This is a genomic window from Nocardioides sp. Z38_18, assembly GCF_058215695.1.
In genome coordinates, this window is the sequence record NZ_JBZAJE010000001.1 from 1,408,006 (window position 1) to 1,426,047 (window position 18,042).

At 69.7% G+C, this 18,042-nt stretch carries 12 protein-coding genes; 4 read left to right on the plus strand and 8 right to left on the minus strand.

Annotated elements, in window-relative coordinates:
* Positions 1 to 2: 2 nt before the first annotated feature.
* Positions 3 to 2,765, minus strand: coding sequence for an ATP-binding protein (locus AC4BGC_RS06675; protein WP_490554903.1), 2,763 nt, complete (start codon positions 2,763 to 2,765; stop codon positions 3 to 5).
* Between the two features lie 261 nt (positions 2,766 to 3,026).
* Between AC4BGC_RS06675 and AC4BGC_RS06680 the strand changes: the two genes are divergently transcribed.
* Complete coding sequence (locus tag AC4BGC_RS06680; RefSeq protein ID WP_490555723.1) at positions 3,027 to 5,777, plus strand: AAA family ATPase; 2,751 nt, start codon at positions 3,027 to 3,029, stop codon at positions 5,775 to 5,777.
* A gap of 34 nt (positions 5,778 to 5,811) precedes the next feature.
* Here AC4BGC_RS06680 and AC4BGC_RS06685 read toward each other — a convergent pair whose 3' ends face one another.
* The 4 genes from AC4BGC_RS06685 to AC4BGC_RS06700 form a co-directional block, all read right to left on the minus strand.
* Positions 5,812 to 8,424, minus strand: a complete 2,613-nt coding sequence (locus tag AC4BGC_RS06685; RefSeq protein WP_490554904.1) for an ATP-binding protein — start codon at positions 8,422 to 8,424, stop codon at positions 5,812 to 5,814.
* A 170-nt stretch (positions 8,425 to 8,594) separates the two neighbouring features.
* Positions 8,595 to 9,653 carry an LLM class flavin-dependent oxidoreductase gene (locus AC4BGC_RS06690; protein WP_490554905.1) on the minus strand — a complete coding sequence of 353 codons (1,059 nt, stop codon included), beginning with the start codon at positions 9,651 to 9,653 and terminating at the stop codon, positions 8,595 to 8,597.
* Positions 9,654 to 9,659: 6 nt separating this feature from the next.
* Positions 9,660 to 10,574, minus strand: a complete 915-nt coding sequence (locus tag AC4BGC_RS06695; RefSeq protein ID WP_490554906.1) for an LLM class flavin-dependent oxidoreductase — start codon at positions 10,572 to 10,574, stop codon at positions 9,660 to 9,662.
* Positions 10,571 to 12,433, minus strand: coding sequence for an FAD-binding oxidoreductase (locus AC4BGC_RS06700; protein WP_490554907.1), 1,863 nt, complete (start codon positions 12,431 to 12,433; stop codon positions 10,571 to 10,573). Before AC4BGC_RS06700 ends, AC4BGC_RS06695 begins: the two co-directional genes overlap by 4 nt.
* A gap of 67 nt (positions 12,434 to 12,500) precedes the next feature.
* Between AC4BGC_RS06700 and AC4BGC_RS06705 the strand changes: the two genes are divergently transcribed.
* Entirely contained in the window at positions 12,501 to 13,187 is a 687-nt protein-coding gene (locus tag AC4BGC_RS06705; protein WP_490554908.1) for an NADPH-dependent F420 reductase, read from the plus strand.
* Between the two features lie 8 nt (positions 13,188 to 13,195).
* Here AC4BGC_RS06705 and AC4BGC_RS06710 read toward each other — a convergent pair whose 3' ends face one another.
* The 3 genes from AC4BGC_RS06710 to glnA form a co-directional block, all read right to left on the minus strand.
* Complete coding sequence (locus AC4BGC_RS06710) at positions 13,196 to 13,714, minus strand: MarR family winged helix-turn-helix transcriptional regulator (RefSeq protein ID WP_490554909.1); 519 nt, start codon at positions 13,712 to 13,714, stop codon at positions 13,196 to 13,198.
* Positions 13,715 to 13,910: 196 nt separating this feature from the next.
* Positions 13,911 to 14,870 (minus strand): alpha/beta hydrolase, encoded by a 960-nt coding sequence (locus AC4BGC_RS06715; RefSeq protein ID WP_490554910.1) that lies wholly within the window; start codon positions 14,868 to 14,870, stop codon positions 13,911 to 13,913.
* Between the two features lie 281 nt (positions 14,871 to 15,151).
* Complete coding sequence (gene glnA / locus AC4BGC_RS06720; protein ID WP_490544759.1) at positions 15,152 to 16,576, minus strand: type I glutamate--ammonia ligase; 1,425 nt, start codon at positions 16,574 to 16,576, stop codon at positions 15,152 to 15,154.
* A gap of 189 nt (positions 16,577 to 16,765) precedes the next feature.
* Here glnA and AC4BGC_RS06725 point away from each other — a divergent pair, with 189 nt between their 5' ends.
* Positions 16,766 to 17,134, plus strand: a complete 369-nt coding sequence (locus AC4BGC_RS06725) for an RDD family protein (RefSeq protein WP_490544757.1) — start codon at positions 16,766 to 16,768, stop codon at positions 17,132 to 17,134.
* A gap of 74 nt (positions 17,135 to 17,208) precedes the next feature.
* Positions 17,209 to 18,012 (plus strand): SCO4651 family lipoprotein, encoded by an 804-nt coding sequence (locus AC4BGC_RS06730; protein WP_490554911.1) that lies wholly within the window; start codon positions 17,209 to 17,211, stop codon positions 18,010 to 18,012.
* Positions 18,013 to 18,042: the final 30 nt, after the last annotated feature.

Below are 18,042 nucleotides of genomic sequence, written 5' to 3' on the forward strand. Positions count from 1 at the left end.
GATCACCGGCCCGAACGTTCGTCGAGTGCGACGGCCAGCTTTCTGCGCGAGTTGACGCCTAGCTTCCGGTAGATCTTGCGGAGGTGGTAGTCGACGGTGCTCGCGCTCAGGAACAGGCTGGCGGCGATCTCCCGGTTGGTGGCCGAGCCGGCAGCGAGCTGCGCGATCGCTTCCTCCTGCGGCGTCAGCGGCTCGGTGCGCGCTGGTGAGGCCCGTCGCCGGACGGTGGCCCCGGTCGCCGCGAGCTCCCTGGCCGCGCGGTTGGCGAAGCGAGTCGTCCCCATCTCGGCGAACATGTCATGAGCCGCCGTGAGCTCCACCCTGGCGTCCTTGCGTCGGTTCTGCCGTCGCAGCCACTCGCCGTAGAGGAGTCGGCTCCTGGCGAGGTCGGGCCAGACCGGAGTGCTGCCGAGCTCCGCGATGGAGCGGGCGAAGTGCGGCTCTGCGTCGTCACCCGCCATGATCGCGGACCCACGGGCGTGGAGTCCGGCTGCCCAAGCGGTGCCGCAGGCTGCCGACATCCGCTCGAGCCGTTGGAGAGCCTCACTGGCAGCGTCTTCCCGGCCGCACCGGTGACCGGCCTCGACGATCTCGGCGAAGGAACGCAGGTCCACCACCGGGCCTCGTTCGAGGAGAGGCCACGCGGCCTCCAGCGCGGCCGCGTAGTTGCCCAGGCTGTTCTCGAGGAGGGTCAGGGTCAGGTGGGCGGCGTTGACCATGAGCCCGTTGCCCGTCGCCTCGACGGCGGGGGAGCGCATGAGCTCGATGATGGCTCGGCACTCTGCTTCGTCGGCACGCCAGGCCGAGGACTCCGCGCGGATGAGCTGTCGCCACACGATGTTGTCGTCACCCATGGCGCGGGAGATCTCGTCAGCCTCCGCCAACAGGAATTCAACCGTCCCGAACCTGCCGCACCACGTCTCGGACTGAACCTGTGCCTCCAACGTCGTGCGCAGAGGGCGGAGAGCCCCGCGAGACCTCTGGAGGGAAGCATTCTGGGCCATGAACTCGCGGTGCCCGTCGATGTCGAACAGCTCTGCAGCCAGGATGGCGGCGACCGACGTCCAGATGTGGAAGCTGCTGGGCGCATCGGATCGTCGCATTGGTCGCAGCGCCGTGCGCATTGATCGCAGCGCAGTGCGCATCAGGCCGGCCGCGTCGGTGTGGCCACCGACGAGACGCGCGGCCAGTGCCCGGATCAGGTCGGCGACGACCGAGGACGGGTCGCGTTCCAGGGATGCGAGCGCGGACGCCGTGAGCTGCTCGACCAGGGCACGGTCGACAAGGTGAGAGCTGATGGCGGCCTGATAGAGGCCCTCTGCGTAGGTCTCGAGCGCGAGCGGTGGGTCCACGGTCTCGAGCGATCGTGCGGCATCGAGCAGGATCGGCAGTGTGCCCACTGGCCGGGGGGCCGAGGTGAGCTTGGCCCGGAGCCGCTTGGCGTGGGCCTGGGTGAGTGGATCGCTGTGCTCGAGACGCACCGTCTCGAGGAGCATGCTGGCCTCGCCCGGCGCACCGGCGAGGGAGTGGGCGTTCGCCGCGGCGAGGGTGCGCCGCGCGCGAGTGCGTGCGTCGAGGGTGAGCTCAGCGGCGCGCGACAGTAGTGCGGCGTACGCCGAGTAGCGCCCGCGTCGCTCGGCCTCGCGGCTCCGGGCCTCCAAGGCGGCTGCCACGTCCTCGTCCGTGCCACTGACCGAGCGCGCCCGGTGCCACACCCATGAGTCGGGCTCGGCCTCCGGATCGGTCACTCCGGCCAGGAGAGCGTGGGCCCGCCGGCGATCGACCGGAGCCGCCCCTCGGTAGACGGCCGACCGCACGAGCGGGTGCCGGAACGTGATGGTGGCGCCGATGTCCACCAGACCCTTCACCTCCGCGGCGTCCAGGTCGTCGACGCTGAGACCCGCGACCGCACCTGCGGACAGCACCGTGGGCAAGCGTGCTCCGGCGTCGGCGGCGGCGATCAGCAGCAGCTGCTGCGTCGCGGTCGGGAGAGCACGGACGCGCTGGAGGTAGAGCTCCTCGAGCCGATCGCCGATCGGCAGCGGATCGGGAAGTCTGACGGTGCCGACGAGCTGGGCCGGAGAGAGGTCCGCGGCGAGCTCGATGACGGCCAAGGGACACCCCTGCGTGCTGGTCGCCACGCGACGACCGACCTCGGCGCCGACGGCCGTGCCGGAGGTGCGCGCGAGCAGCTCGCACGTCGCCTCCGTTGACAACCCGGCCAGCGCGACGGTCGGGATCCCGTCGAACCAGGGTGCACCCTCGGGGCGCGCGCCGAAGACGATCACCAGCGACTCCGCCTGGAGGCGGCGGGCGACGAAGACCATGGTGGCGACGGACTCTTGGTCGAGCCAGTGGGCGTCGTCGATCACGAACAGCTTGGGGCGCCCGGGCTCGGTCTCGGACAGCAGGGTGAGCGTGGCCAGACCGACCAGGAACCGGTCCGGTGTGCTCGAGGCCGTCAGCCCGATCGCCGCGCCGAGGGCCTCACGCTGTGGTCCCGGCAAGTCGCCGTACCCGTCCATGAAAGGGATGAGGAGCCGCTGCAACCCGGCGAACCCGAAGTCAGCCTCGCCGGCGACCCCCCGAACTTCCCGAGCGCGCATCCCTGCGGTCTCGGCGTGCTCCGTCACCGCCGCCAGGAGAGCCGACTTGCCCATGCCGGCCTCGCCACACACCAGCACCGCGCCGCTTCGACCCGCGCGGGCAGCCTCGAGAAGGTCCACGAGTGGCCCGAGCTCCGCGTCGCGGCCGAGCAGCTCCACGCGTCTACACCGCGGTTCGTCGCTCGAGTCGGCAGTCTTGTCTCATGTCCGGGGAGTGTACGCAACCGTGTGTACACGGGGAACGAGTCGTCCGACCCCCGTCCGGAGTCGCGCAGGGCGCCAGGTCGCGCGTACAGGTCGCGTAGTCAGCGGCCACGTGCACTCGCTCGCAGGACTACGCGAACACGGGACTCGGCCGGGCCGCGCAGGAACGCAGCATGGGGTGCACATCAGCTGCGGAGGCGAACCATGACCATGACCATGACGGCGAGTCCGACGACGGTACGACGCGGTCCCGAGACCCCCTCTGGGGCACGGCCGGCGAGGACGTACCGAGGGTGTCAGGTCGGGCACCAGGAACAACGAGCGGCATTGGCGGCGTTGATCGCCGGCGCCCGCGAGGGACGGGGGAGTGCGATCGTCGTCCGCGGCGCCCGTGGGAGCGGCAAGACCCACCTGCTCGACGACGCAGTCGCTGACGCGTCGGACTGCTTCGTGCTCCGCTCCACCGGGGTCGAGGTCGAGTCCGGTCTCTCCTTCGGCACGGTCCAGCAGCTCTGTGGTCCGTTGGTGGATCGAATCGCCGACCTGCCCCCGCCCCAGGCGGCCGCTCTCGCCGCAGCTCTCGGGCTGGCCCCGGGGCCGGCCGCTGATCCGGCACTTGTCGGTCTCGGTCTGGTCTCACTGCTCGCCGGGATGGCGTCGGAGTCCGGGCAACCGGTCCTGTGCGTCCTGGACGACGCCGAGTGGATCGACGAGAGCTCTGCGCAGGCGATCGGTGTCGCTGCTCGGCGCGTGGTCGGTGTCGGGGTTGCCTTCCTCCTCGCGTCCGGCGGGAACAAGCCGATCGCGGCTCTTGCGGGTCTCGACGAGGTGCGTCTGCACCCGCTGGCGCCGGGAGAGGCGCACCTCATGCTCGGCCGTGAGCTGCCGGCGCGGCTGGACGCCGAGGTGCGGCAGAGGATCTTCGCCGAGGCGCACGGCAACCCGCGTGTCCTCCGGGAGCTCGGCCAGGCCCTGACCGTCCCCGCGCTCGCCGGAGGGTTCCTCGTCGACAGCGTGACGGAGGTGGACGCGGACCTGGACCGCGATGTCAGTGCCTGCCTGGCGGGGTCGTCCGACGAGGTCGTGGCTGCGCTGTTGGTTGCTGCGGCGGAGCCGCTGGGCGACGTGTCGGCGTTTCGGAAGGGATGCTCGGTCGCGGGCCTGCGAGCGGGGGTGGAGCGTGCCGTCGAGGCGACGGGGTTGGTCGAGGTCGGCGACCGCGTGCTCTTCAGCCACCCGCTCGTGCGCCACCTCGTCTATCGCCGCGCGTCCGAGGGGCAGCGCCGCGAGGCCCACCGGGTGTTGGCGGAGTCGCTCGAGCCGAGCTCCAGGGGCGCTCACGTGATCTGGCACCGGGCACTCTCCTGCGCCGGCCCCGACGAGAAGGTCGCAGAGTCGATGGAGCGATGGAGCGTCTCGGTCGGGCGGACTGGCGGTGTCGCCGCGGCGGCCGTCTTCCTGGAACGAGCTGCCTTGCTGAGCGAGGATCCGTGCGAGCGGGACCGGCGCGCGCTCGGGGCGGCGCGTCTGTACAGCCGAAGCGGAGGATTCGACGATGCCCTCCGACTGGTCGCCGAGATCGAGCAGCGGGGCGCAGGCAGCGCCGCGCAGGCCCTCGCAGACCTCACGGCTGCGGAGATCCGCGCATGGACCGGCCACCCGGACGCAGCTGGTGAGCTCCTGGACGCCGCGGCACGGATCGATGTCGTGGAGCCGGAGCGCGCGGTGACGGCCGGACTGACAGCTTTCGACGCAGTGACGTCCGCCGGCCGGGTCGGTGCGGCCGGCGGCCTGCATCTCGTCGCCACCCGAGCCGGCTCACTGGCCACCTGTGCCGGCGGCAAGGCAGCCGAACGACTGCTCCAGGCATCAGTCACGCGGTGGGGGACCGGGGTGGGACCCGGTCGCGACACAGTCGCTCGTGCGCTCGACACATGGTGCGCCGATGAGTCGGCCGCACACCCGTTCGCGACCCGGATCGCCATGGACCTGCTGGACGAGAAGGCGTGGGCGACACTCGCACGGCGAGATGTCGACCACGCTCGGAAGACCGGTGCGTTGGCGAGCCTGCCGCGGGCGCTCGACCTGTTGGCCTGCCTCCATCTGTGGCGAGCAGAGACGGACAGTGCGGCAGCCGCATCGGAGGAGGGGGCGGATCTCGCCCGCCGGATCGGCACGGCCGCGCCGGCGCTGGCGCCGGCCATGCTCAGGGGCTGGCGAGGTGCAAGCGGCGATGCCGCTGCCGGTGCCGACGGGAGCGCGACGCCGGTCGTGGTCCTCGGCCGATCGCTCGTCCACATCGCCGCGGGTCGGTACGAACCGGCGCTTCGCGACGCCCAGCGTCTGCTCGACCTCGACGAGCCGCTCATCTCGTCGTGGGCGGCGCCTCAGGTGGTCGAGGCTGCTGTGCGGGCGGGCCGACCACACCAGGCGACGCCGGCGATCGAGCTGATCCGCGCCATCTGCCGCGCGACCGGATCGTCCTGGGCCCTGGGGATCGAGCATCGCTGTCTCGCCCTCCTCGCCGATGACCACTCGACGGAGGAGCACTTCCGCGAGTCCGCGCGACAGTTGGAGCTCTGCGGCATGAGGCTCGACCTCGCCCGGACTCACTTGCTGTACGGGGAATGGCTGCGTCGGCAGACCAGGCGAGTCGACTCGCGGAGACCCTTGCGCCAATCACTCGAGGTGTTCGACGCGGCCGGTGCCGTCGTGTTCGCGAAGCGAGCGTGGCTCGAGTTGCGCGCCTCGGGTGAGCAGGCTCGCCGCCGTACGCCGGACACGCTCGGCGCGCTCACCGAGCGCGAGTCCCAAGTGGTGGAGCTGGCCATCGAGGGGTACTCGAACCCGGCTATCGGGAAGCAGCTCTTCATCAGTCCCCGGACCGTCGAGTACCACCTGAACAAGGTGTTCTCGAAGGTGGGGATCACCTCCCGAGCGCAGCTCCGAGCAGCATTGAAGCGCTGAGCCGCACGTCCCGGCCGTGGCAGATGTCAATGACTCAGGGTGTCGGGGAAACTTCCTGGAGACTGTCACGGGTGAGCGCGAGCGCCTCGGTCATGCTGAGCCGACGACCCTGGGCAACCAGCTCGTCGAAGAGCTCCACTCCCGTTGCCGCGCGGACCTCGGCTGCCAGATCGTCGTCCTTGCGCATCGATGCGTAGGCCCGGAGACCCGATCGACGGCGTAGGCCTTGGGCGGCACCCGTCAGCAGGGTCGCTCGCTGGCTGCTCCCCGCGGCGAGGGACAGCGCGGCGGTCATCTCCAGCACCATGCAGAGGCAGTGGAGGCTCTGCCCGGACAGGTTGAGGTCCAACGCTTGTTCCAGCAGGTCCCTGGCCTGCTCGAGCTCGTCTTGCGCCAAGGCCGAGCCCGCGAGGATGACCCGCGAGACCGTGGCGAGCCAGGGGTTGTCGAACCGCCCTGCGAGTCGTTGCGCCTCCATGGCGTGACGTCGCGCGGTGTCATGGTGACCGAGGGCCGACTCGACCGATCCCGCTGTGATCGCGGCAAGGGCCGTCCACAGGGGCTCGTCGAGCGGCCGTAACCGTTCGAGCGCGGTGGTCAGGGCGGGACCAGCCGTGTCAGCGTCGTGCACCAACACCGGGACCCAGGCCATGAGCAGGCGCGACAACGCATCGAGGTAGGGATCGTCGACCTCGTCGAGCAGTGGCGCGAGGCACCTGCAGGCGGCACGGGCAGCCTCGACGTCCCCCGCCTCCAGCGCGGACACCAGCGACGCGGCGAGAACCGCCACCCGGTCGGCGGCCGGAAGGTCGTCGATCGTGGGCAGGAGCTCGGCGACCCAGGAACGTGCCTCACTGATGATGGCGTCCCCGAGGCCGAGGAACGGCCACAGCACCCGGAACGGCAACAGCACCCGCAACAATCGCGGGACGGGCTCCGGGTCACGGGAGAGGTGCCAGCGGACTGCGCTGGTGATGTTCTCGTTCTCCTGGGCGAGGAGAGCCGCGCACGAGCTCTGACGGAACCCGCGGAGGGCCTGATCGGCACTCTCGGCGAGCGCGCGGTAGTACTCGGCGTGCCGTCGGCGAATCTCGTCGACATCAGCGCGTGCCGCCAGCCGTTCTGCAGCGAAGGCGCGGACAGTGTGCAGCATCCGGGTCCGCGGACCCTTGGGGGAGCCCTCGAGGTAGAGCAGGCTGTGCCGGGCCAGGTTCTCAGTGAGGTCCAGGGCCTCGTCGTCATCGAGGCCGGCGACGTGAGCCGCCGCCTCCACGGTCCAGCCGCCGGAGAAGACCGAGAGCACCTCGGCGAGGGACTGCTCGGCTTCTCCCAGCATGTCAAAGCTCCACTCCACCGTGGCCCGGAGGGTTCGCTGTCGCGGCGGAAGGTCGACCAGGCCAGTGCCGAGGGCATCAAGGGACCGGGACAGTCGGTGCAAGACGCTGGCCGGGTCGAGGAGCCGGAGCCTGGCTGCGGCCAGCTCGATGGCCAGCGGAACACCCTCCAGTCGACGGCAGATCTCTGCGACGGCGAGGGTGTGGTCGTCCGTGAGCGCGATGTCCGGGCGGACGGCTCGGGCACGGTCCAGGAACATCTGGGCGGCAGGGCTTTGGAGCAGCTCGGGGAGCCCACTCACCTGCTGCTCCGGAACAGGAAGGGGACGGACCGGGTAGATCCGCTCCGCCCGCACCCCCAGGACCGTCGTGCTCGTCGCGAGCACGGAGACGTGGGGGTTCCGCGACAGCAGTGCGGCGATGTCCGGGGCTGTCTCCACCAGCCGGTCGAGGTTGTCCAGGACGAGTAGCCACCGGCCGTCACCGAGGACGTCGCTCAGGGCAGAAACCGGTGAGGCGCCGGCGAGATCGGCACCGATGGCCCAGGCGATGCGAGGTAGTACGCCGCCGGGGTCGGTCACGTCCTCGAGCGGCACGAACACCGCCTGACCGTCGAAGTTCTGGCTGAGCCGCTCGGCCACGGCTGTCGCGAGCCGGGTCTTGCCGATGCCGCTGGGGCCAGTGAGCGTGATCAACCGCTGTCCACCCTGCGAGTACAGATCTACCACCTCGTCGATGGCCTGCTCGCGGCCGATGAGCGGCGTCGTACTGACTGGCAGCGGTGCGGGAGACAGCGCTGCGGGCGCAGGGTGGATGGCCGGGGGCGCGGGACGCTTCGAGATTTCGGGTGCGCTGGTGGCGAATCGCTCACTCAAGAGGTGCGCGAGGTCGTCCCGGACCAGGCGGCTGAGCTCGGCGGAGGTACGGAAGCGGCGGTACGACGCCTCTCCCTGGATCCGCTGGACCAGCTCCGAGAGGCGGGGTTCTCGCTCGGGAGCGGGAGTCTTGAGGTAGAGGAGCCTCGGCATTCCTCGTGCGAGCTCGAACTCTTCCTCGATGCCGGACACGCCCTTCTCGGGAACCAGCTGGCCGTACTGCTGCCAGTACAGCCCGATGAAGACGTCGCTCTGTGCCAGGTACGCCCGATAGAGCTCGGCGGGAGGTTGCGGGCGGGCCCCCGCCTCGAACATGACGGGGGTGAGCCTCAGCGCCGACAGGGCGCGCGAGACCGTCTGTCGCTCCTTGGCCAGCTCTCCAAGCGTCGAGCTCACGAAGACGCGCAGTCGCTGGTCCGGTGTGCGGATCGTTGGCATCAGAACCCCCCGGATGACTCCCACGTGGTGCGGCCACACTCCTCGGATCGGGGGCCGCTCGCATCCGGGTGGCTCCGGGTGTCGGCACCCGGCGGGCCCCCGCACGGGACGTGCACCGACGTCGTCGCGACGATGTCCGGCACCTCGTCTCGAGCACTGCTGCCTCGGACTCATCGCCCAGGACCTTTGGACAGACCTGCGCCGAGAACGGCCTGGACGGCCGGGCGGACGACGGTGCCGTAGAGCTCGATCGCTGTGAGCAGCTCCTTCTGCGGGACGGCGCCCATGTCGAGGTGGATGAAGGAGCGAACCTGACCCCAGTGCTCGTGCATCAGCAGGATGCGCTCGACGATCTCCTCGGGGGAGCCGACGAGCAGCCCGCCCAGCGGACCGGTGTCGCGGTCGTAGGCGTCACGCCGGGGAGGCAGGAAGCCGCGCTGTTCACCCACGACCTTCATGAACTGGTGCCAGTGCGGCCACCAGAAGTCGCGCGCCTTCTTGCCGTCTGCCATGAGGAATCCCGGCGACCCGAGGGTGATGCGAGTCTGCTCAGGAGTGTTGCCGAACTGTTCGGCCGCCCGACGGTAGAGAGTCGCGATCCCGGCGTTGCGGATCGCGTTGCCTCCCAGCACGCCGGTGGCCATGGGAAGGCCGAGCTCCGCGGCGCGGATGGCTGACCTGGGGTCGCCGCCGACACCGAGCCAGATCGGGATGGGCCCGTGCTCGGCGCGAGGCGGGACGTACTCGCCGTTGAGGTCGGGGCGGGTCTCGCCTTTCCAGGTGACGCGCTCGTTGGTGTTGATCTCCAGGAGCAGGGCGAGCTTCTCGGCGAACAGCTCGTCGTAGTCGCGCAGGTCGTGGCCGAAGAGTGGGAAGGACTCGATCGACGATCCACGCCCGGCGATCAGCTCGACGCGACCGTGGGAGATCGCGTCCACCGTCGAGTACTGCTCGTAGACCCGCACCGGGTCGTCGGTGCTGAGCACTGTCACGGCAGTGGAGAGCTTGATCCTGGTTGTCTGCGCGGCGATGGCGGCGAGGATCGGGGCTCCGGCTGACGCGGGGAACTCCGGGGTGTGATGCTCGCCGATGCCGAACCAGTCCAGGCCCACCTGCTCGGCCAGCACGGCCGACTCGACGACGTTGCGGATCGCCTGGGCCTCCGAGATCCGGGTGCCTGTCCGGGGGTCCCAGTTGGCGTCACCGAAGGCGCCGATGCCGAGCTCCATTGCCACCTACTCCTTGCCCTGGCGCGCCTGCGCGACGTGGTCGCGGACGGCTGGGGCGATCTCGTTGCCGAAACGGGCCAGGGTCACGGGGTCGTCCCCGCCGATCAGGAAGGCGCTGATGCCGTGCTCCAGTGCCATGAGGGTGAGCCGGTCGACCCACGCCTCGGGCGGGCCGTCGAGGAACCCCCGCCCGGTCGGACTGAGGCTGGCGTGCATGAAGTTCATGAGTCGTCGTACCGAGGCCGGCTGTCGTCCCGCCTCATGGGCCGCGTCGTCGATGCGGGCGTTGGACTCCGCCAGACCCGCGAGGCCGCCTTCGACGTACTCGATGCTGGGCAGCCAGCCGTCAGCCAACGCGCCGGTGAGGGCGAGCATCCGGGGTTTGTAGGCGCCGACCCAGATCGGGATCGGGTGCTGGGGGAATGGCCCCCGGCGACCGTCGGTGACCCGGTAGAACTCTCCCTCGTGGGTGAAGGGCTCCGACGAGTCGGTGTCCCAGGCGTCGCGGATGATCCCGATCGCCTCGGCGAGGGCGGAGATGCCCTGTCCGGTGCTCAGCCTCCTGGCACCCATGGCCTCGATGCCGTCCCAGAACGCTCCGGCGCCGATCCCGAGACGGAACCTGCCACCCGAGAGCCGGTCGACGGTCGCCGCGGTGCGGGCGAGGCCGAGAGGGGGGCGCAGCGGCAGGCTGGTGACGTTGCCGCTGAGGGCGATCCGCTCGGTCTTCGAGGCGGCGAACGTCAACAGGGTGGACGTGTCGTGGAACTGGTGCTGATAGGGATGGTCCTGGAACGTGACCAGGTCCAGCCCCGCCTGCTCGGATGCGACTGCGAGATCCACGGCGCGTCGCGCGGGCCGGCCCACCGGGGTGACGAAGCTGCCGAACAGCAGGTCGTGGCCGTAGTCGTGGCTGGTCATGGGGTCTCCTCGTCGACGAGGCCGCTCGTGTCGACCACGGTGTGGCCTGCTGGTGGGATGTTGAAGTTGTCGCGGAACAGGTTGTCGGGGTCGTACTGCGCCTTGAGCCGGCGCAGCCGGTCGAAGACGCCGGGTGGGAAGGCGTCGAGCAGTCGCTCCGGGCGTCGATCGGTCTCGAAGCTGAGGTAGAGGCCGTCGAAGTGCGGCCGCAGCCGCTCCCACCGCGCAGAGAGCAGATCGTCGCTCGAGCTCATCGCGGCGAGCTGGAACATGGGGGCGCGGTGGGAGTAGGCCATGGCGTCCGGTGGGACGTCGGCGATCGCTCCGCCCATGGCGCGCAGCTCGAGGAAGTAGACGAGATCGCTGCTGAGCAGCTCGGCTGCGTCGTGTGCGAACTCGCGGGTCAGAGCAGGGATGAACGCCGAGCGCGAGACGGGCTCGCCGAAGCCCCGCTGACCGTCGGGTCCGATGTCGACGGCGTTGTCCATCACCCCGGAGTAGGGCGTCATCACGACCTGCTGGCGGGCCAGCTGTCCCAGCTCGAGGAACGGCGTCAGGCGTTCGACGACGATGTCGGGGTCGGGGTTGTCGACCACGACGAACAGCGACACCACCCACACCCCCTGGTGCCGCCGGCCGGTGACGAAGAAGGCGGTCGTGTCGCGAGGTGCGTTGCCGGCCAGCTGCCCGTATCGGTAGATGGACTCCTCGATGTCGTCGGTGACCAGGGTGAGCTGCGCCCACCCCACCTCGCCGACCACGGAGGCCTCGAACTCGAAGGCCGTGGCGATCCCGAAGTTCGCCCCGGCACCTCGCACCGCCCAGAACAGATCGGGGTTCTCGGTCTCGGACGCACGCACGGGCGTGCCGTCGGCCAGGACCAGCTCGACCGCGCGCAGGCGGTCGATCGTGAGGCCGTGCTTGCGGGAGAGCAGGCCGATCCCGCCGGCCGTCGCGAGCCCGCCGGCCCCCACGCCGCCGTAGTCGCCCGAGCCGAGCGCCCAGCCGTACGGGCGGAGGGAGTGCGCGATCCGCTTCCAGGTCCGGCCGGGACCGATGCGCACCAGCCGGCGCGCTTCGTCAAGCACCTCGATCCCGTCCAGCGCGCCGACGCTGATCACCAGGCCGTTCCGATTCGTGGAGCGGCCGCTGATCCCGTGACCTGCGCTCCGGATACCCAGGGGCACCTGGGGGTGGTCGCGGGCGAAGGCGATGGCATCGGCCACCTCAGCCACGGTCCTCGGCCGCAGGACCAGCCCCGGTGAGCCGGCGCGCAGGTAGGTCGAGGAGACCGACGCGTGCTCGGGGTCCCCGGGCTCGACCGCACCGTCGACCAGGCTGGCCGGTACGGCGTCGTAGTCGATGCCTGGCACCCGTTGCGCCAGCACCAGCGCGGACCGGTGCCGCCCGCCGCCTGGTGACAGCTCGTCGAGTGCTGCAGCCAAGGGAGCCAGGCGACCGATGTCCTCGGTGTCCCGGACGCGCACCAACGGGATCGTCGACCCCACGGCGTCTCGGATCGCCGTGGTGTCCGCGCCGGCGTCGACTGCGGTCCAGCGCGCGCCCGGAGGGAGATCCCGGTCGGGGGCCAGGGCGGCGAGGGTCGCCCGGGACTTGTCGGCAACCGCCGCCACCGACGAGTCTGGGTCGACGGGGTCGTAGGCGTCCGGGCGGGCAGGAACCCCGACACGGAGTCGCGAGGTCACTCCGACGACCCACGTCGCGAGCGCCCAGGGATCAGCCTGGCCGCGGCCCTCGATCACCGCGATGTCGATCCCGTGCTCCTCGGCCGCCCGGGCCAGTGCGACCAGCTCCTCCGGGCCGGCGCTGTCCGCGTCCAGCAATACGCCGATCTCCACATCAGACCCCTTTCCTTGGTGCCACAAGTAGTATGTGGTACATACGAACTAACAGAAGGGGTCGCCGATGCATTCCCACCTGATCGATCGTGCTGGGGACCACACCGTGGGGATCGTGGGGTTCGGCAGGGTCGGTACGGTCCTGGCCCGCCTCGCTCGCGACGCGGGCTACCGGGTGCTGGTGGCCGCTTCGGGTGATCCGGCGGCGATCGACCTGACTGCGGAAGTCCTCGCTCCGGGGGTCCGCACCGCATGGACCTCGGAGGCCGTCGAGACGGCAGACATCGTCATCCTGGCGATCCCGCTCCGCGCTCACGTCGACCTGCCCCCTGACCTCCTGGCCGGCAAGGTCGTCGTCGACGCTGTCAACCACTGGCTGGAGATCGACGGTCCTCGCGACATCTGGCTGGACCCCGCCGAGTCCTCCAGCGAGCACCTTCAGCGGGCGTTCCCGGAGGCACGACTGGTCAAGGGTTTCAACCATCTCGGCTACCACGACCTGGACGAGCGCGCCCTCCCGCCCGGCGCGCGGGAGCGGGTTGCGGTCGCGCTGGCCTCCGACGACCCCGCGGCGGTCGCGACCGTCGCAGAGCTCGTCGACGACCTGGGCTTCGACCCGCTCCGGATCGGTCCGTTGCGGGCGGGACGCGTCCTCGAGCCCGGGAGTCCCGCGTTCGGGGCTGTGCTGAGCGAGGAGGACCTCACGCAGCTGGTGACAGAGCTGCTCGCGAAACCTGGACGGATCTCTGCCTGAGCCGGCTGCTAGTGATCCGCGACCTCGTCGGTGAGGGCGTCCAGTACGGCAGCACAGGCATCGACGGAGTGATCGGCCTGGTGGATGCCCATGGCGAGCCTCGCGGCCTGCTCGACGAACTCGGTGCGGACCTGGGCCGGGACGCCCTCGAACACGGCCTCCTCGGCCGCTGCCACCTTGGCCTCGAGCTTGGCCAGCTGTCGACTCCCTCGTCGCGTGATCGCGATCCTGCGGACCCGACGATCCGACGGATCTGTCTGGCGCTCGACCAGGCCCGCCGCTTCGAGCGAGTCGATGATGTAGGGCATCACCGTCTTGTCGATGTTCAGGTGCTTGGCCAGACCGCTTTGCGCCGGAGCGCTGTTGTGCCCCACGAACGACAGGATCTGGTATCCGCGCGGCCCGTGCGGCACCCCGGACACCGCCTGCTCCACTTGTTCGTGCCATCGGCGCAGGATCACCCCCAGGTACCAGCCCAGGTCAGATCCCGGGATGCCCTCGGTCGGCGCGCTGCTGACATCTTCCACCCGATCGATGCTACCTCGGTCTGCTGGCACACATACTGTTGGTCCGACCATCTACTGCCCATGGGCAGTGGTGTCCGGGCGATGCCGCTTGCGGGCGGAAGCGGCATCACGGTGGACCCGGCCGTCACCGCTCCGACGACGCCGTAGTCGGTGGTGCGATCTGGATCCGTGGACATCGACTCGCCCTCGCTGCGGCTCAGGCGTGTGCGAAGGCCGTGCGCAGGGTCGATGTGGCCTGGTCGATCGCGGCCTGGGTGGCGTGGGTGCTGCGAAGGGCGTTGAGCATCACGAAGTCGTGGATGACGCCCTGGTAGCGGGTCGCGACGACCGGCACTCCGGCAGACCGCAACCTGCGCGCGTACGCCTCGCCCTCGTCGCGCAGCACGTCAGCCTCGGCGGTGATGACCAGGGCCGGGGGCAGGCCCGTCAGCTGGTCGGTCGTGGCCCGCAGTGGTGATGCGGTGATCTCGGCGCGTTCCCCGTCGTCGCTCGTGTACTGGTCCCAGAACCACTCCATCGCGTCGCGACGCAGGAAGTATCCCGTGGCGAACTCCTCGTAGGACGCGGTGTCGAAGGCCGCGTTCGTCACCGGGTAGAACAGCACCTGCTGGACGAGGGGGACGTCGCCGCGCTCCTTGGCCATCAACGTCAGCGCCGCCGCCATGTTGCCGCCGACCGAGTCGCCGGCCACGGCGATCCGGGTGGGGTCGAGCCCGCGCTCGGCACCGTGGTCAACCACCCAGCGCGCCGCGGCGTAGCTCTGCTCGATCGCGATCGGGTAGCGAGCCTCGGGGGACAGGTCGTACTCTGGGAAGACCACCGCGGCACCGGTGCCGACGGCGAGCTCGCGCACCAGGCGGTCGTGGGTGTGCGCGTTGCCGAAGACCCAGCCGGCGCCGTGCAGGTAGAGGATCACCGGCACCGGGCCATCGGCATCAAGGGGCCTGATGACCCGGACGTGGACCGATCCGGTAGGACCGCCCTCCACGGTGAGCCACTCATCGTGGACTTCGGGCTTGGTGATGTCGCCGGACTGCACCTCGTCCACTGTCTTGCGGCCCTCCACCGGTCCCAGGTCGAACAGGTACGGCGGGTCGGCGGTGGCGGCGGCGAACTCCGCAGCCTGGGGTTCGAGAACGACCTCGGATGTGGTCATGTCGTCGTCCTTTGCTCGGCTGCTCGCCGCCACCGGCGGTGTGCAGCTGTTGGTCGGTAGGCCATGAGCCTCTTCGACCAGGCCGCTGGTCGCCCCCGTGCACCCCCCGGTCCGCACCCGCGTCGGGCCCGTGTCACCCGGGCGCCCGCCCGTCCCCGGGCGCGCTGGGCCGAGCCCATGAGTCGAGCTCGACGACAGACTGACGGGCCCAGAAATGACGATGGCCCCCGGGGGACCGGGGGCCATCGGTGATCGAATGAGGAATTCGACCAGTTTGCGACTCAGATGTCGTAGTACAGCTCGAACTCGTGCGGGTGCGGGCGCAGCTGCACGGGGAGGATCTCCTGGGTGCGCTTGAAGTCGATCCACGTCTCGATCAGGTCCGGCGTGAAGACGTTGCCGGCCGTCAGGAACTCGTGGTCGCGCTCGAGGTTGTCCAGCACCGCGTTAAGCGACGTGGGCACCTGGTCGATGTCGGCCATCTCGTCCGGCGGCAGCTCGTAGATGTCCTTGTCGATCGGGTCGGACGGCTCGATCTTGTTCTGGATGCCGTCGATGCCGGCGAGCAGCAGCGCCGAGAAGGCGAGGTAGGGGTTCGCCGAGGGGTCGGGGCAGCGGAACTCGATGCGCTTGGCCTTCGGGTTGGCACCCGTGATCGGGATGCGGACGCAGGCCGACCGGTTGCGCTGGCTGTAGACCAGGCTGATCGGGGCCTCGAAGCCCGGCACCAGGCGGTGGTAGGAGTTCACCGTGGGGTTGGTGAACGCCAGCAGCGACGGCGCGTGCTTGAGGATGCCGCCGATGTAGTGGCGAGCCATGTCGGAGAGGCCGGCGTACCCGGTCTCGTCGTAGAACAGGGGCGAGCCCTCGTTCCAGATCGACTGGTGCACGTGCATGCCGGAACCGTTGTCACCGAAGATCGGCTTGGGCATGAAGGTGGCCGTCTTGCCGTTGCGCCAAGCGGTGTTCTTGATGATGTACTTGAACTTCATCACGTCGTCGGCGGCCTGGAGCAGCTCGGCGAACTTGTAGTTGATCTCGGCCTGGCCGGCGGTGCCGACCTCGTGGTGGGCACGCTCGACCTGCAGGCCGGCGGCCTCGAGCTCGATGACCATCTCGTCACGCAGCTCACCGAAGTGGTCGGTGGGCGCGACCGGGAAGTAGCCACCCTTGTACTTCACCTTGTAGCCGCGGTTGTCGTTCTCGAACGCGTCGCCGGTGTTCCAGGCGCCGGCCGAGGAGTTGATCTCGTAGAAGCCGGTGTTGGCCTTGGTCTCGAAGCGCACGTTGTCGAAGACGTAGAACTCGGCCTCGGGGGCGAAGAACGCGGTGTCGCCGATGCCGGTGCTGGCCAGGTAGGCCATCGCCTTGCGGGCGATGTTGCGCGGGTCGCGGGAGTAGGCCTCGCCGGTGATCGGGTCGTGGATGAAGAAGTTCACGGCCAGGGTCTTGGCGGTGCGGAAGGGGTCGATGTACGCCGTCGTGGGGTCCGGGAACAGCGACATGTCCGACTCGTGGATCGCCTGGAACCCGCGGATCGAGGACCCGTCGAAGCTGAGCCCGTCGTCGAAGACGGACTGGTCGAAGGACGAGACCGGCACCGTGAAGTGCTGCATGATGCCGGGCAGGTCACAGAACCGCACGTCGACCATCTCGACGCCTTCGTCCTTGATGTACTTGAGCAGCTCTTCGCTGTTCTGGAACATTCGTCCTCCTGTGGCCGCATCGCGGCCGGGTGAGTTTTTGGTGAGCTTGCGACGCCACACTGCGAGGCGCGACGGTCGTGAAACTACGGACAACCCGTTGCACGACCGTATCCACTTTGTTTCCGCGATGTAACAGCGGTCCCATGGCCCCGGCCCCTCGGACGGTCGCGGGCCGGATAGTGTCCGGGGGTGCCCGCCTACGCGTCGTGGCGGCGACGGATCGCCGCACTTGTCATCGACTGGGCCGCTTCCACCCTCGTGGTGGTGGGGATCTTCGGCTGGGGCTACTACCTCGACGACCGCAACTCCAGCTGGGTCGTCCTGGCGGTCTTTGCGACTGAAGTCTCGGTGCTGACGGCACTGACCGGAGGGTCCTTCGGTCAGCTGCTGACCAGGATCCGGGTGCTCACCATCGACGGTCGTCCGCTGAACCTGCTGATGGCCGTGGCCCGGACGCTGCTGATCTGCCTGGTGATCCCTCCGATGATCTTCAGGCCCGACAGCGGCCGCGGCCTGCACGACCTGTGGACGGGGTCCGCGGCGTACCTGCGCGAGTGACCTGTGGATTCCGGTTGCCGATAGGACGGGTGTCCTACTCTGGAATCGAACTCACACTCACCTGGGGGCAAGTCATGACAAGCAGCATCTTCCGCCGTCGCGCCACCGCCCTGAGCCTCGCCGCAGTGCTGACGCTCGGAGTGGCCGGTTGCGGGGACACCGAGGCCGCCTCCACGGGGGCCAAGGCCGCCACGTCCACGCAGGGCAAGGTGACGGCCGTCCAGGCCGCGGCGGTCGGTGAGCAGCTGCTGGTCGACGCCTACGAGGCTGCCGAGAAGGCAGGATCGGCCCACCTGTCGATGAAGGCGACCGGTCGCATGGAGGCGAGCGCCGAGGGTGACGTCTCCTACGGGGACGACGACCCCACGATGCAGATGACCGCGACGATGGGCCAGATGGGCGGCGGCAAGGCGGCGATCCGGCTCGTCGACGGCATCCTCTACGTGCAGGTCCCCGGGATGACCCCGGCCGGCAAGTTCCTGATGCTGGACACCAAGGACGAGAACTCGATGCTGGGCAAGATGCTGGCCGGAGTCACCGAGCAGCTCGACCCGCTGGAGGGCGTCCAGCAGCTGCAGGGCGCCGTCACCAGGTCCGAGCGCGTCGGCGAGGCGACGCTCGACGGCGTCGCGGTGGACGAGTACGACGTCACCGTGGACACCGAGAAGCTGATGGCGAAGCACGAGAAGTCGATGCCGAACATGGACGTCCCGAAGTCGGTGACCTACAAGCTCTGGCTCGACGACCAGTCACTGATCCGCAAGATGAGCTTCGACGTCGCGGGCGCCTCGGTCGAGATCCTCGTCTCGAATTGGGGCGAGCCGGTCAAGGTCGAGAAGCCGGCCCCCGGCGACATCGCCCGGCGGCCCATCTCCTGACAGGCCGCCTGACAGCTTCCTCGAGGGGCC